The organism is Paraglaciecola algarum, from assembly GCF_021532655.1.
Taxonomy (GTDB): Bacteria; Pseudomonadota; Gammaproteobacteria; order Enterobacterales; family Alteromonadaceae; genus Paraglaciecola; species Paraglaciecola algarum.
In genome coordinates, this window is sequence record NZ_JAKGAS010000008.1 from 252305 (window position 1) to 267839 (window position 15535).

At 37.5% G+C, this 15535-nt stretch carries 16 protein-coding genes; 8 read left to right on the plus strand and 8 right to left on the minus strand.

Translation table 11 applies throughout. From position 1 onward, the window contains the following. Positions 1–11 precede the first annotated feature (11 nt). A complete protein-coding gene (locus L0668_RS15455; RefSeq protein ID WP_235313613.1) occupies positions 12–1055 on the minus strand; it encodes a tetratricopeptide repeat protein in 1044 nt (347 codons plus the stop codon). A 324-nt stretch (positions 1056–1379) separates the two neighbouring features. Between L0668_RS15455 and mtnN the strand changes: the two genes are divergently transcribed. The 3 genes from mtnN to L0668_RS15470 are packed head-to-tail and all read left to right on the plus strand — an operon-like array spanning position 1380 to position 3486. Then, a complete protein-coding gene (gene mtnN, locus L0668_RS15460; protein ID WP_235313614.1) occupies positions 1380–2090 on the plus strand; it encodes a 5'-methylthioadenosine/S-adenosylhomocysteine nucleosidase in 711 nt (236 codons plus the stop codon). A gap of 17 nt (positions 2091–2107) precedes the next feature. Beyond that, complete coding sequence (locus L0668_RS15465; protein ID WP_235313615.1) at positions 2108–3070, plus strand: cobalamin biosynthesis protein CobD/CbiB; 963 nt, start codon at positions 2108–2110, stop codon at positions 3068–3070. 41 nt (positions 3071–3111) lie between these two features. Further along, positions 3112–3486, plus strand: a complete 375-nt coding sequence (locus tag L0668_RS15470; RefSeq protein ID WP_235313616.1) for a rhodanese-like domain-containing protein — start codon at positions 3112–3114, stop codon at positions 3484–3486. An 81-nt stretch (positions 3487–3567) separates the two neighbouring features. Here the strand turns inward: L0668_RS15470 and tyrS are convergent, their stop codons facing one another. Continuing rightward, a complete protein-coding gene (gene tyrS / locus L0668_RS15475; protein ID WP_235313617.1) occupies positions 3568–4767 on the minus strand; it encodes a tyrosine--tRNA ligase in 1200 nt (399 codons plus the stop codon). A gap of 209 nt (positions 4768–4976) precedes the next feature. Here tyrS and L0668_RS15480 point away from each other — a divergent pair, with 209 nt between their 5' ends. Together L0668_RS15480 and L0668_RS15485 are read left to right on the plus strand one after the other, a co-directional pair. Continuing rightward, the gene (locus L0668_RS15480) at positions 4977–6269 is read left to right on the plus strand and encodes a peptidoglycan DD-metalloendopeptidase family protein (protein ID WP_235313618.1); all 1293 of its coding nucleotides are present in this window, start codon (positions 4977–4979) and stop codon (positions 6267–6269) included. A gap of 10 nt (positions 6270–6279) precedes the next feature. Further along, positions 6280–7392 carry an anhydro-N-acetylmuramic acid kinase gene (locus L0668_RS15485; protein WP_235313619.1) on the plus strand — a complete coding sequence of 371 codons (1113 nt, stop codon included), beginning with the start codon at positions 6280–6282 and terminating at the stop codon, positions 7390–7392. Between the two features lie 8 nt (positions 7393–7400). On the opposite strand, the gene L0668_RS15490 is transcribed toward L0668_RS15485, so the two are convergent. Both L0668_RS15490 and L0668_RS15495 read right to left on the minus strand, forming a co-directional pair. Further along, positions 7401–8516, minus strand: coding sequence for a succinylglutamate desuccinylase/aspartoacylase family protein (locus L0668_RS15490; RefSeq protein WP_235313620.1), 1116 nt, complete (start codon positions 8514–8516; stop codon positions 7401–7403). A 45-nt stretch (positions 8517–8561) separates the two neighbouring features. Continuing rightward, on the minus strand, positions 8562–9803 hold the full coding sequence (locus L0668_RS15495; RefSeq protein ID WP_235313621.1) for an EAL and HDOD domain-containing protein: 1242 nt from the start codon (positions 9801–9803) through the stop codon (positions 8562–8564). A gap of 344 nt (positions 9804–10147) precedes the next feature. Between L0668_RS15495 and rpoH the strand changes: the two genes are divergently transcribed. Beyond that, positions 10148–11002 (plus strand): RNA polymerase sigma factor RpoH, encoded by an 855-nt coding sequence (rpoH, locus tag L0668_RS15500; protein WP_235313622.1) that lies wholly within the window; start codon positions 10148–10150, stop codon positions 11000–11002. A gap of 78 nt (positions 11003–11080) precedes the next feature. Here the strand turns inward: rpoH and L0668_RS15505 are convergent, their stop codons facing one another. The 3 genes from L0668_RS15505 to pip form a co-directional block, all read right to left on the minus strand. Further along, positions 11081–11986 carry a bifunctional GNAT family N-acetyltransferase/hotdog fold thioesterase gene (locus tag L0668_RS15505; protein WP_235313623.1) on the minus strand — a complete coding sequence of 302 codons (906 nt, stop codon included), beginning with the start codon at positions 11984–11986 and terminating at the stop codon, positions 11081–11083. A gap of 86 nt (positions 11987–12072) precedes the next feature. Further along, positions 12073–12510, minus strand: a complete 438-nt coding sequence (gene dtd, locus L0668_RS15510) for a D-aminoacyl-tRNA deacylase (protein WP_235313624.1) — start codon at positions 12508–12510, stop codon at positions 12073–12075. Then, positions 12507–13478 (minus strand): prolyl aminopeptidase, encoded by a 972-nt coding sequence (pip, locus tag L0668_RS15515; RefSeq protein WP_235313625.1) that lies wholly within the window; start codon positions 13476–13478, stop codon positions 12507–12509. Before pip ends, dtd begins: the two co-directional genes overlap by 4 nt. A 95-nt stretch (positions 13479–13573) precedes the next feature. Between pip and L0668_RS15520 the strand changes: the two genes are divergently transcribed. Together L0668_RS15520 and L0668_RS15525 are read left to right on the plus strand one after the other, a co-directional pair. After that, the gene (locus L0668_RS15520) at positions 13574–13807 is read left to right on the plus strand and encodes a hypothetical protein (RefSeq protein WP_235313626.1); all 234 of its coding nucleotides are present in this window, start codon (positions 13574–13576) and stop codon (positions 13805–13807) included. After that, on the plus strand, positions 13807–14445 hold the full coding sequence (locus L0668_RS15525; RefSeq protein WP_235313627.1) for a DUF2959 domain-containing protein: 639 nt from the start codon (positions 13807–13809) through the stop codon (positions 14443–14445). Before L0668_RS15520 ends, L0668_RS15525 begins: the two co-directional genes overlap by 1 nt. Before the next feature lie 22 nt (positions 14446–14467). Here the strand turns inward: L0668_RS15525 and L0668_RS15530 are convergent, their stop codons facing one another. Then, positions 14468–15376 carry a virulence factor BrkB family protein gene (locus L0668_RS15530; RefSeq protein WP_235313628.1) on the minus strand — a complete coding sequence of 303 codons (909 nt, stop codon included), beginning with the start codon at positions 15374–15376 and terminating at the stop codon, positions 14468–14470. Positions 15377–15535 lie beyond the last annotated feature (159 nt).

Below are 15535 nucleotides of genomic sequence, written 5' to 3' on the forward strand. Positions count from 1 at the left end.
AAATTCGTAAATTATAACTCACTCAAAAGACTTAATTTATTTTGATAAGTTTCCTCCCAATGTTTACTGCTCGCGGTATTTCTAGCTTGCTTTAAATAACGTTCACTTTGTTGTAACTCACCAATTTCAAGATACACACGAGCTAAGCCATAGTAAGTTTCATGTTTATGCCTATCTAAAGATAAAGCTCTCTTAAAGTGAGCTAACGCTTCATCCCAATTTTTTCGCTCTATCTGCTCTTCGCCAAGGTTTAAATGATAATAAGGATTGTTTCTACGCTTTCTATTCACTTTGCTAAATATTTCTTGAGCTTGTACTTCTCGGTCAGTAACACTATATAGGTAAGCTAAATTTTCCCATGCAGTTAATGCCTCTGCATTCAATTGTATTGCATATTGATAAGCCTGCTCAGCTTGAGGGAAATACCCCATATGGCGATACAGAATGCCTAAATTTATCCAAGCGGATTCAAAGTTTTTTTTCTTTAAAATAGCCGCTCTAAAATAGCTATACGCATCTATAAAATTACTTTTCATTAAAGCATCAGCGCCTTTATTATTGTAAAACATTGCCACTACATCTTGTTTTGACACAATCTTTTTTGGCAGTGAATTACGAGGCACTTGAGGATCAAAATCCACTTGATAACCCGCAGAGGTAAAAGAAGAGAGTGATTGGCCTACTTTGGGTTTAATACGCAAATTAATATGACCATTTAATAAAGAATAGCCATTACGTCGCGTCCAATATTCAGGGATAATGATCTCTTGGAAGTTAACATCAAATCCTGCTTCTTTAGCGAGTGCATACATCATAATAGACATAGATAAACAATTAGCCGCTCTAGTATGAAATGTTTCGTTTGCCGACGTATTAGCCCCCCCTTGATATAATAAATTCATTTTAGAACGGTCAAATACCGCATAAACGAGCTCTTCCATTTGGGCACTAGGTCTTTTTTTAGGAGAGAGAGTTTTACGCACAAAGGCTTTAGCAACTTTATCCAAATAGAAAATATCTTGTTCTGATTCAACATAATGTAATTTCTCAGACACAAACCCCTCATCATAAAGTAGAGGAGTAGAATTGCTGCCAGCTTGTTTTATAGTAGATTGGCAGGCACTAAAAAAAATTATATTAATAATAAAAATCAGAAGCTTATAAACAATATGTAAATTTTTCATCATATAAGTCCAAATTAATTTACCTATATTAAGGTAAGCCCTAATTGGTCAAATTACGAGAAAAATTAACATTTTATTTACATTTATTTCATAAACATTCGTAAACATATGAGATTAGATACCGGCAAACTATTTTATAAAGGCTTCAGACATAATAGACTTGGCCTAAGACTTAACTTACAAAAGTATAAATTTATGAAAGTAGCTATTCTCGGTGCTATGGATGAAGAAATAACCCTAATCCGCGACTCTTTGCAAAACTGTCAAGAACACAACTATAATCATCTAACTGCATATGTTGGCCTAATTGGTAATGTTCAAGTGTCGCTAGTAAAGTGTGGTATTGGCAAAGTTGCGGCGGCCGTTTCAACAGTTGCGGTGATCAATCATTTTAATCCGGACTATGTAATTAATACTGGTTCAGCAGGCGGTTTCTTAGCCCATTTGAACATTGGTGACATAGTTATAGGCACAAGTTTAAGACATCACGATGCAGACCTGACCCACTTTGGTTATGAATTGGGACAAAATGCCGGTATGCCTGCGGGCTTTTCTGCAGACCAAACCTTGATCAATTGTGCTACTAAAGCAATAAACCAATTGCCAGAGATTCAGGTGGAGCAAGGCTTAATTTGCACGGGCGATTCATTTGTAGGTAGTGACGAAGCGGCTGAAGTAATACGCAAAAACTTTCCATCTGTATGTGCAGTAGAAATGGAAGGTGTAGCCATTGCCCAAACCTGCTTTTTGTTAGAAACCCCATTTTTAGTGATCCGTTCTTTATCTGACATTGCTGGAAAAACCTCTACTGTTTCATTTCAAACCTATTTAGAACAAGCCGCTAAAAACTCGGCACAATTAGTGATGCAAACCATTGTTGAATTAGCTGAAACCTCTAATGTTTAAGTTTTTTTTCTAGCTTAATGGATAAAGTGTTAGCCACAATATTTAGCCAAGAGTTAATCACCTTTTGGCTATCACTTTTTACGGTTTTAATTGAAAGACATATGCCGTGGCCGGATAAATATCATCCGCTAAGTCTTTGGAAACTTTTTACAATTCGCATGGCGGATAAGGTTTTGCCCACCAAAGAGTTTGGCGCAAAACAGCAAAAACTATCCGGTAGCCTTGCGTTTATAGTTTTATTAGTTCCTGTTTGTGTCAGTATTGCTGTGTTTTTATACATGTCTGTTTATCCGGTCTTTTTTGAAGCCCTGTTATTGCTTATCGCTTTGCGGTACAAAAACACCCAGCTTGTGTGCCACAGATTATCCAAACAAATTGCCTTAGATAAAAAGATCTTAGCTAGGCATACTTTACAGCCAATTGTATTAAGAGAAACAAACCAGATGTCTGTGCTTGGCTTAGCTAAGGCAGCCTGTGAGACATTAATATTGCGATTTAATTATCAATATTGCGGCGTCATGTTTTGGTTTATGCTTACCGGTGGGGTCGGCGCAATCCTCTACCGCCTTTTATATGAATCTTCTCAGTCTTGGAATATCAAGCTGACACGTTTCAGTAATTTTGGCTTAAGTGTCAAGTTTTTAGTGACTTGCTTGCAGTGGTTACCGACCTTATTGAGTGGATTTAGTTTAGCCCTAGCCTCACTTACATTCCGTGGGCTGTTCGCATTAAGTAAAGTAAAAACGCTGCTAGATATTCGTGGCTATATATTAAATGTTGGCGGAGCTTGCTTAAATATTGAACTCGCTGGTCCTGCAATTTATCAACAACATAAAATTAGAACCATTAAATGTGGTGGCCACAAACAAGTAATATTAGTTGACATAAAACGTGTACAAAACTTAGTTAACTTGGCTATATATTTATGGCTAGCGGTTAGTTTTTTAATATACGCATTACTTTATGCTGCGGCTCAATAGTTAAAGTTTTAAATTAACAGTTTAATTTTGTAGGGGAAATTATGTTTAAGAAAATAATCGGTGGGTTAATTGGCTTGATAAGCCTTTCAGCTTACGCTGCTCATATTGAAGATATCACTCAACAAACATTAGTTGAAATGGATAAAAAAACTCATGTGATAATAGATGTGCGTACTGAAAAAGAGTACCAAGAAGGACATGTGCCAGCCGCAATTAATATTCCGTTGCAGATGTTACAAGACAACTTCGAATCAGTTCAGCCAGATAAAAACAAAACGCTAGTGCTGTATTGTCGTTCTGGCTATCGCGCGGGTAAAGCTGCAAAAGTATTGCAAGACAAAGGTTATACCAATTTAGTTCACTTACAAGGCGATATGTTAGGTTGGCAAAAATCAGGTCTACCGATAGAAAAATAACCTAAAAGGCATAAATAAAAAGGGGTAATTTGAATTTTCAAATTACCCCTTTTTTAGAACTATCAAACTCATACACGAGAATTACTGAAAATTAACTCTGGCAAACTTTCTTTTACCTACTTGCAAAACCACAAGCTGAGCTTGATCAAACAGGTGTTTAGTATCTTCAACTTTTTCACCATCTAACTTCACTGCGCCTTGTTTGATCATGCGCATAGCATCAGATGTTGAGTTAGTTAAACCGGCATCTTTTAACACGTTCGCGATCATCAAACCTTGAGTGCCTAGGGTGAAATCAAATTCTGGCATTTCATCTGGTATTTTATTTTTTTGGAAACGCTGAATAAAAGCATTATGCGCCCCTTCAGCAGCTTCTTCACTGTGGAATCGGGCTATCAACTCTTTAGCTAAATCAATCTTAGTATCTCTAGGGTTTAAGCCTTCAGCTACTTTTTGTTTAATGGCGTCAATTTCAGTTTTAGGTTTAAAACTTAATAAGTCGTAATAACGCCACATTAAATCATCTGATATAGACATGATTTTTCCAAACATATCGTCGGGCTCATCAGTAATACCAATATAATTACCTAAAGACTTAGACATTTTTTGTACACCGTCTAATCCTTCCAGCAAGGGCATCATCAATACGGTTTGTTGTCTTTGGCCCTCAGATTTTTGTAGCTCCCGGCCCATTAATAAATTAAAACGTTGATCAGTACCGCCAAGTTCTACATCAGACTTTAACGCAACTGAATCCCAACCTTGTACCAATGGATACAGAAATTCATGGATAGCGATTGGTTGGCCACCTGCGTAACGCTTTTTAAAATCATCCCGTTCTAACATGCGTGCTACAGTTTGATTGGCAGCTAATTTAATCATACCAGCAGCACCTAACTCTTCCATCCATTCAGAGTTGAATCTAATAGTCGTTTTTGCAGGGTCGAGTATTTTAAACACTTGCTCTTTGTATGTTTCTGCGTTGGCCAACACATCTTCTTTAGTAAGAGGTTTACGTGTGACATTTTTACCCGTGGGATCGCCAATCATGCCAGTGAAGTCACCAATCAAAAATATGACCTCATGACCCAATTGTTGGAAGGTTCTAAGTTTATTGATTAAAACCGTATGACCTAAATGTAGATCTGGCGCGGTTGGATCAAAGCCAGCTTTTATTTTTAGGGGTTTGCCCTCTTTTAACTTAGCAACTAGCTCTTCTTCAATTAATATTTCTTCTGCTCCGCGCTGGATCTCAGCCAACGCACTTTGCCAATCTGACATTTTTTAAAACCTACATTTAAATCTACAATGAATTTTATCTGTCCTATTTTACGTGTCTAGCCAAAGCAATGAAAGGGAAAGCATATTTTTTCTGATAACCAATATGTAATAAACAAACCTAACAAACTACTGAAAATCACCGTTTGGGCTGGAAATGAACCTACAATCCATATATTCTGAGATTAGGTTCATTTTATTGCGTTGTGTTTGTGTTGAAGAAATCTATAAAAAATCTACCTACGCCACATAAATGGTTAATTTCAGTGGTGGTAGGGATCTTATTTATTTTGATGTTATTGCCATCAGAGCCAGCTAGTGCCTACAAAAACACCACTAATTTAGAAATTGGTAAACGTTATAACCTAAATTTAGACGCTAGCAACCTTCCCAAAGAAACCACTTCAGCCGCGGAAGAACAAGAAACCAAATATACCTTTACTGTTAAAAGTGGCGATAACCTAGCGATTATTTTTAAGCGCGCAGGACTCTCACCGCAAGAAACTTATAGAGTGAGCAAAGCCGGTAAACTAGCTAAAAAGCTATTAAAAATTATGCCAGGGGAATCTTTGGAGTTAGATATCAATTCTGAAGGTAAACTTGATGCGTTGTTTTATTCCTACTCAGCCACAGACACCTTAGTTATAAATAAAGATGAGCAGCAAAATTTTGTTAGTTCTATTCAAAGCAAAACTGTAGATACACGGATTAATTATGCTCAAGGAGAGATTTCCAATAGCTTATGGAATGCCGGTCGTAACGCGAAATTATCTGACAATCAAATTATGAGCCTAGCGGGAATTTTTGGTTGGGACATTGATTTTGCATTAGAGCTAAGAGCAGGCGACAGTTTTTATGTGATGTTCGAAGAGCGCTTTATTGATGGTGAATTTGCTGAACATGGTGACATTATCGCCGCACAATTTGTCAATCAAGGTGAAACCTACTCAGCGATTCGTTATTCAGATGGCAGTTATTACACACCTGAAGGTAGAAGCATGCGTAAAAGTTTTTTACGCGCGCCAGTCAACTTTAAATATATTAGCTCTAATTTTAATCCTAAACGATTCCACCCTATTCAAAAAAGAGTTAAACCGCACAATGGTACAGATTATCGAGCCAATACGGGTACGCCGGTAGTGGCGGCTGGCGATGGTAAAGTGACACACTCTACTTATAATAAATACAATGGCCATTATGTATTTATTCAACACAGTAATAATATTGTGACTAAGTACTTACATTTTTCAAAACGAGCCGTGAAAAAAGGACAAAAAGTCAGTCAAGGACAAGTGATTGGTTACGTAGGTTCAACGGGAATGTCTCAGGCTCCGCATTTGCATTATGAATTTTTGGTCAATGGTGTACATAGAAACCCAAGAACCGTGTCTTTACCCAAAGCTCAGCCCATAGCTAAAGCAGAGAAAGATAAGTTTGCCCAAGTAGCTGAACAAAGAATGCAGCAGTTAAACAATAATAAACGTATCATGCTAGCCATGCTTTAAGGCCATTTAAATGTCTCAGTTTTACCTTGGATTAATGTCTGGCACCAGCATGGACGGCGTAGATGTAGCGATAGTCGACTTTTCAGAACTCCACCCTAGATTATTAGATTGCCAAACTTATCCCTATCCTCCTGAATTATTAAGTGATTTGCATCGTCTATGTAAATCCAGTGACAACGAAATTGAACTGATGGGCCGAGCTGACAGAGCGGTAGCCAAAATATTTGCCGATGCTTCATTACAATTACTCAAAAGTAATTATATTAACCAAAATCAAGTGATCGCTATTGGCTCTCACGGGCAAACAATTCGACATATTCCTGAAGGTACTAATAGTTTTAGTATACAAATTGGTGATCCGAATACGATTGCCGCCTTAACGGGCATAGATGTTATTGCCGACTTTAGACGTAAAGATATTGCGTTAGGTGGGCAAGGAGCTCCGCTAGTACCAGCGTTTCATCAAGCCATATTTAGCCATAAACAAAAATCTCGTGTTGTAGTCAATATTGGTGGTATATCCAACCTAACGTATCTACCTAAAAATCCAAAGGATAAGATCATTGGTTTTGATACAGGCCCGGGTAATACTTTGTTAGATATGTGGTGTCATAAACATACCGGCAAAGAATATGATGATAAAGGTAAGTGGGCGGCGCAGAGTTCGGCTGATCCTGAGTTGCTGTTAAGTTTATTGTCCCATCCTTACTTTTCAGCTCCCGCTCCAAAAAGTACGGGCCGAGAATTATTTAACCTAGCATGGCTGGAGCAACATATTGCACAGCTTTCTCACACTCCTAACCCACAGATGGTTCAAGCTACGTTAGTGGCACTCACCACACGTAGCATTACTGAACAGGTAATTAAATTTAAAGATGTTGAAGAAGTTTATATTTGTGGTGGCGGAGCAAGAAACGAATTCTTACTCGAAGAATTAGAATCAGAATTACATGAGTGTGAGTTGTTTACTACTGACGAACTGGGTGTCACCGCTGATGCTGTCGAAGCCATGGCTTTTGCATGGTTAGCCTATGCCCACGTCAATAAAATGCCCGGCAATATCGCTAGCGCAACTGGCGCCAGTAAAGAGGCCATTCTAGGTACCTCTTGTCCCGCGAATTAACCCTAAAATTATAATTCAAAATACTTAGTAAAACATTTGTACAACTGAGTACCACTTAAAATCGAGGCTGAAGGAAAATGTAATATAGCCACTAGGTCACAAGGGGCTAAAATATCTGATGTAGCATTTTCAGACTCTAAATTATCTACATTTAGTACTCGTGCTAACACATCACCTTTATTTGCACTTTCACCAGGTTTGAGCATATATTCAACTATGCCACCTTGTTTACTATACAAGATTTTATAATCCTCCAGCAAAACTGCTTTGCGAGACATTTCTTTGGGTATTAATTCTGACTCCACTAGTACTTTTTTGGCAGTTAAATAAGTCAAGATACCGGTAGCGTCAATTTCCCCTTCAGCAAAGTCTATGACTTCTTGGCTCCCCATTTCTAAGGTAAATGCTTCCACATCAAAATTAAATTGCCTTGATTCTTGTTGATTAACTAAATCAGTTAATAGCCACCAAGGACAAAAAGTAGCTTCATCTAAAGCGCCAGAAAACACTTGAGGAATTAAAATCACATGGGGGATATTGAATAAACTGGCTGATTTTTTTGCATATTCAGGTACATAAATATGCCGAGTAGAAACAGGGCCATTATGTAAATCGAGGACATAGTCCGCATCAAAAGCCAATTGTTGCAGCATCAAATTAAGTCGTTGCGCTAAACCTACTCCCCAGTCTTGAGCCAATTTATCTTGTAATTGCTTTTTCATCGCTGCTCTAAAACGCTGTTTAATTGACTCGACTGATTCAGCAGTGTTGACAGTAGTGGCAAATTCCTCAACAAAAGCCTGATCAAAATGATAACCACGATTCCAGTTAGTCCCGTTGACCGGATCAAATCTGCCAAGAGTATATTCACCAGCCTTAATATTGGTGCCAACCGGATTACAATTTGGCACGAGTATAATTTCGCCTCGGATCGGCATATTTTGCAACTTTTGGATCAAGTGGTATATAACCACATTACCTTGCACTTCAGCGCCATGAATTGAACTTTGAATATAAACTTTAGGGCCTTGCTCATCCCCCACAAAACGATACAAAGGTACATTCATATTGCGTCCCGATGCATTCTGGGCCACAACTAAATGTTGTTTGATAAACTGAGGCATATGTAAACTAAGCAGCCTTAGGGGTTAAACGGTTAAGAAAAAAAATTATGCTTTAGCTTCTGGAAAATGTGGTGAAATAGATCTACGTACACCATTACCCCACAGAATCGCTTCGTTAAACATACTATGCAGTTGCTTTTGATCGATTTCTAACAACTTCGCAATCCGGATAACTTTTAGCCAATTTCCACTTTCAAACGCTTGCACTAACATTAAATACACTGATAACTCATTTTGGCCCCCACATAAGGCCACTTTAACTTCATCGACCAATGGTAGCTTGTCAACCAGACTATTCATCTCTTTATCCAGTAAAGCGTCTAACATAGAAAACAAACCAACCAAAAATGCGGTAGGAGGATTACTGCCAATATTTTTTTCAATACCCACTAAGTCACAAAACTTAGCCCTTACTAAAGAAAGGTGTAATAACTCTAAAGGTTTATCGTCTGATAAATTGGTTAATGCCAATAAAGCAATAAACTTCTTAATTTCCACTTCGCCCATATAATTAAGAGCATGACGCAATGAAGTGATTTTATAACGTTTGTTAATGGTTGGGTTATTAATAAAGCGCAACAGCATATAAGATAAACCTACATCATGTTCAATCACCCGATTAATATTTTCAACATCAAATGTGGCACTAGAACTAGCGCCCATTAGCTCAACTAAAGTTAATTTAGAAGTAGGTAAATTCTGTTGCGAAACCGATTCAGGCTTAGAGAAAAAATAGCCTTGGAAATAATCAAAACCTACATCACGACAAATATTAAAATCTTCGTGAGTTTCCACTTTTTCAGCAATTAACTTAACGTCTGCATCCAAAAATTGCTGGATATTTCTAGACAGGTTTTCATAATTACATTTATCTGTATTAACTTTTACCATATCCACATAAGGCAACACTGACTGCCATTTGCTTTCTACTCGACAATTTTCTAGTGCAAGCTTATAACCTAAGTTCTTCACTTGTTTACAGACATCTAGCAAAAGTTCCATTTTATTTTCTTCAGCTGCTAATTCCACCACTACGTTTTCAGGATCCAAAGAGGCATTTAAACCGTCTTTTAACGCATCTGTCTCAAAGTTAATAAAAGATTTTTTACTACAGGAGATATCGTCAAGTTGCAGAGTCCGATATTTTTGCGCGATCAATTTATTAGTGGCTTCATCTCTTTCAACCATAGGAAAGCAATTGTTTTTTCCATCTCTGAAAAAAAGTTCGTAAGCAAAAACATCCTTTTCTAAATCTAAAATAGGCTGGCGGGCAATAAAAGCAAACATGGTATTCCTATACAAATGTTAAACTGAGCTAAATTGTTATTCTTATTGAACATAATCATACCACTATTAAAAGTAGAATAGCTAAACTAGCTATGTATATTTAATAGCCAACACACATAATAAATTGCTTATTAAATCACCGATAAAATTTCGTAAAAATTTTTTTACTGAAATTAAAAAACGCCTTACTACTTGAATTTTAAGTGTAAATCTAAATATTAAAATTAACTGGGAATTTTTCTTAATTAGTTTGGTCTATTAGTTTAAGAAATTGAGCTATTTTATGTCGCGATTTAGATTTTTTTTTGCTAGCATCGAGGCATATAGCGTTATAGGAGATATTTATGAGCAAAGACTTATGCGCACTAACATTAACAGTGCCTCAAACAGGTAGCATCGAGACTTACATTCAAGCTGTAAGCGGTATTAATATGCTAACTGCTGAAGAAGAGCGTGGCCTTGCCGAACGGTTACAACAAGATGATGATTTAGAAGCGGCTAGAAAACTAATCATGTCTCATTTACGTTTTGTAGTGCATATTGCAAAATCTTACTCTGGTTATGGTTTACCTCAAGCTGACTTAGTTCAAGAAGGCAACATAGGTTTAATGAAAGCGGTTAAACGTTTTGACCCAACCGTAGGTGTCAGACTTGTTTCTTTTGCAGTGCATTGGATTAAAGCTGAAATTCACGAATTTGTTTTACGTAATTGGCGTATCGTAAAAGTAGCCACCACCAAAGCTCAACGTAAGTTGTTTTTTAATCTGCGTAAAAACAAAAAACGTTTAGGCTGGTTTTCTCATGCTGAAGTTCAAAAAGTGGCGGAAGATTTAGGTGTAAGCACTAAAGAAGTACTACAAATGGAAGCTCGTATGAGCAGCCAAGACCAGGCTTTTGATTTATCGGCTGATGATGATGAAAATAGCAGTTTTGCACCTGCACAATACCTAGAAGACAAAACAACTGATGTTGAGTCGGATGTAGTCAATGCTGATTGGGACTCAAACGCTTCGAGTAAACTATATTCGGCGATTAAAACACTTGATGAACGCAGCCAGCACATTATTCAAACTCGTTGGTTATCAGATGATAAAACCACTTTGCAAGATTTGGCTGATAAATATCAAGTATCTGCTGAACGAGTCCGTCAAATAGAAAAGAATGCGATGAAAAAACTACAAGGTGCTATGGCAGCCTAAAGTAATTCGAGCGAAATTTAATTAATAAAAAGCGCATTTAATGCGCTTTTTTTATACACAATTTATTCAAACACTCAATTATTCAACTTTTTCGGGTAACACCCAAAATACGCCAGAAAACTCAGCCACAGGATTATCACCATCTAAAATAGCCACACTTAAATTAAAGCTACATTTCTTATTTTTAGAAAGTGGGTCAAATTTACCTTTTAACGACTCTAGGTTACATACAGCTTTAGGCTGCATGGTAATAGGTTTGTGATAATGAATATTGCCATCCCCCAATACAATTTCGCCAGCTAAACCTTTCTCTTTTAACTGTAAAAAAATCATACCCCAACCAGTTAATGTGGCCAAAGAAAAAATACTGCCGGCAAACATAGTACCGTGAAGATTAATATTTTTATTCAGAGAAGCTTTGGTTTCAAGCGTACGACCAGTATATTGATGCAACTTAATACCCATTTGCTCACTGATGGGTATGGTGTCACGCCAAGTTTTCTGCAATAACTTACACCATTTAGGGTGTAAAGTTATGGCATTGGGATCTGATAACTTTTTAACCATTTGTTGGCGATGTTGCTCACCTAATTCATTTGAGTTGGCTGAGTCAATTTCAAAGCCGGTGCTTTTAAAAAAGGGGATGGACAATTCAGTGCTATTCGTCACCATACGTACCGCACCTTCAGAGCGTGCAACAGACTCCAATGAGGCAAGTAACATTTTGGCTAATCCTTTACCTTGGTATTTTTTAGCAACAGCAATATGCCTAACCTGCGCCTCTTCAGCTGAATTCATATGAACTCGCCCAACTGCAATAACTTCACCATCAGGGTTACGGATCATTCTATGTTGGCTAACCTGTTCATACTCATCCTTTTCTGAACCAATTGGCGCTTTCCAAGGCTCCCGCAACATCTTCCAACGAAAATGAAAATAGTCTGCAAAGTCTTGTTCGCTATTAGGCACGTCAATTTTAAACATCTAAATAGTTATTCCTATTTTTCTAATTTTTATTTTTTGATGAAAAACCAAGCACTATTAGACAGTAATACGTCTTTCTCAGCAAATTATACTTTTAACTGAAACGTCACCGGACCATCATTGAGCAAAGAAACCTGCATATCAGCTGCAAACTCCCCAGTTTGACAATCTATACCTTTAGACAAGCATGATTGAACAAAAGCCTCATAAAGCTGTTTTCCCAATGCTGGAGGGGCGGCGCATGAAAAGCTAGGTCTGTTACCACTTTGTGTATCAGCGACTAGCGTAAACTGAGAAACCACCAGCAACTGGCCTTTTATTTGTTGCACATTTAAATTCATTTTTCCGGCTTGGTCGGAGAATATTCGATAGTTTAGAACCTTTTGGCTGAGCCTTTTTACTTTTTCTTGAGTATCGTCTTTTTCAATACCTAACAATACCAATATGCCAGGTCCTATTTCGCCTGTGACTTGGTTATCAACTTCTACTTTGGCATGTTTAACCCTTTGAATTAATGCAATCATTCTTGCTCCTTAAGGTATTTAGCCATGTCTTGTGTGGCGCTACATAATGCTTGAGTGACGGCTTTTTCACCTGCACTATGTCCAGCTTCAGGGATAATATGCAATTGACTATTTTGCCAATTTTCAGCCAAAGAATAAGCCGCTTCTATTTTACACACAGTATCATATCGGCCGTGAATGATAGTGGCAGGCAGATGTTTAATTTTATCAAGTTTTTGCAAGATGGCATTTTCTGCAATGAAACACTTATGTTTAATAAAATGACATTCTAACAGAGCTAAACTAATAGCTTTGTGTATGTCATCCGGCAATAACTTATCTTCGTCGACTTGGCAATGTAACCAGCTAATTCTTGCTTCCCATAAATACCAAGCTTTAATTGCCGCCATTTTTTGCACTTCATTTCCATTCGTAAAAATATGGTAATAAGCGTCTACGATAGAAAAATCTGCTAATAACTTTTGAATGGGCGCTAAAAATGCTTGGTAATATTCGGGAAACAATTGTGCAGCACCACCGTTTTTAGCTAAATACCAAGCATAGTCTTGCTCTCTGGCTAAAAATATCCCTCTCAATATTAAACCAATGACTCTTGCTGGTTGTTCTATCGCCACCAGCAAAGCTAAAGTTGAACCCCAAGAGCCGCCAAATAAAAGCCATTTATCAATTTTTAAGTAATCTTGAATCGTTAATACATCGGCAACTAAGGCCTGACTGTGATTGTTTTCCAGCAATCCGAATGGTGTTGATTTACCACAGCCTCTTTGATCAAATCCAATTATCCAGTATTTTTCTGGATCAAAGAATCTTCGATAATTTTCTCCTATACACCCACCCGGCCCTCCGTGTAGATAAGCGACAGGAATGCCACCAGGTGTGCCTGATTGTTCAATATATAGCGTATGCCCACCTGACACTTCTAAGGTTTCTTGTCTAAAAGGTTTTATATTTGGGAATAATTGACTCATAAGCTTTTACATTTCTTATTTGAGAATTGTTTCATTATGATTTAATTTAGAGGGTAAATTCTACTTTCTTTTTACTTTTCAATTTGGAGATTTATATGTCCGGACAAGGTTCAGGCGGAAATGTGTTAGCTGCGATTTGTAGTATTTTTATCGCAGGATTGGGGCAATTAGTGCAAGGGCGAATACTGGCTGCAATTGTTTTCTTTTTATTAGTTTGGGTTAATTATGTTTTAGCAGCTACTGGTATTTTATTTTTCATGGCGATATTTGGTTTTATCTTCCATGTCTGGTGCATTATCGATGCAGCAAAATACAAAGGTTCTGATTAATGAAAACACTACTTATTGTAGCTTTATTTGGCGTGCTTAGTTCTTGTCAAACGGCTTATTATGCAGCATGGGAAAAACTAGGCATAGAAAAGCGCGATATTTTGGTTGACCGTGTTGAAGACGCCAAAGATTCTCAAGAAGAAGCACAGCAACAATTTAGTTCAGCTTTAGAAGAATTCAGCCATTTACTCAATTTTGATGGTGGCGAATTACAAGACGTCTACGAGGAGTTAAAAGATCAGTACGAGGCAAGTGATGCGGCTGCAGCAGACGTAACCAAAAGAATTGATAAGGTCGAAAGTGTCGCTGAAGCACTTTTTGATGAGTGGCGAGAAGAAGCTGACAAATATACCAATGCCACATTTAAACGTGATAGCTTACGCCAACTAAAAGATACCCAAAGGCGTTATAAGTCTTTGGTATCTGCTATGCGCAGGGCAGAAAGCAAAATGGCGCCTGTTTTATCTACCTTACAAGACAATGTGTTGTATTTAAAACACAATCTTAATGCGAGTGCTATTGGCGCATTACAAGGTGAATTTAAGGGCATTAAACAAGAAATAGGTCAACTGATTAATGAAATGAATAAAGCCATTTCTGCATCAAACAAGTTTATTTCGAGTATGGAAACCCAATAATATATTGGCATTCAATTTACACTTATGAGGAAGAACTTTGTTCTACCTCATCTTCTGTATCTTCTGTAAAGGCATCTCCTGGCTCATCATTGGTATAAATTTCTAAAGAGCGAGTAAATTCAGCTCCCACCAAAACCACAATCCAAGATAAATATACCCACACAAATAAAATTGGGATAACCGCTAAAGCGCCATAAATCACTTGGTAAGAAGGAAAATTTGTTACATAGAAAGCAAATCCTTTTTTACTCAACTCAAACAAAATAGCCGCCACACAAGCTCCGGCAAGAGCATGTTTGGCTTCAATACGTTTGGTCGGCACCAACATATAAATAATAAAAAATGCGCAAATAGAAGTAGCATACGGCACCAACTTTAGAAAAAAAGTGGTTAAGCCAGGCGAGTACTCTTCAGCAAAAGCGGCTAAACCAACCAAATAAGAGCTTACAATGACACTCGCCCCCATCAACAAAGGCCCTAAAGTTAATACCATCCAATAAATAGCGAAAGTGAAGATAATCGGCCTAACTGATGTGGAATCCCATATACGATTTAGCGTTTTATCAATGTTAGAAATCAACAATAAGGCCACAACAATCAGTGATAAAACACCCACTCCCCCCATTCCAGAGGCATTATCTACAAAATCCGCCATGTATGTTTGTACTTGACCACTGGTACTAGGCAAAAAGCTATCAAACACTAAATCTTCTAGCTCCCCTCTAACTTCTGCAAATGCTGGAAAAGCCGATAATATAGTAAAAAATACCATAATAAATGGCACTAACGACAACAAAGATACATAAGCCAAGTGGCCGGCAGAAACAGTTATACGATCCTCTTTGCACTGGTTAATAAAAATGTGGATAAAACTTTTAGCCGTGAAAAAAACAACTTTACACTTTTCCGACCAATCTTTAGAGAATTCCATCTAGATCAAACCAATTATTTACTTTGTTATTTATGTGCCTAGTTTGCTCTAACCCTCTACTTATGGCAAATAACAGGGATAAATTAAATTGGCTTTATGCTCTTTTCTTAGAACAGGTCAGATTATCCATACAGACATCAAGATGTTTAGCAGTCTATT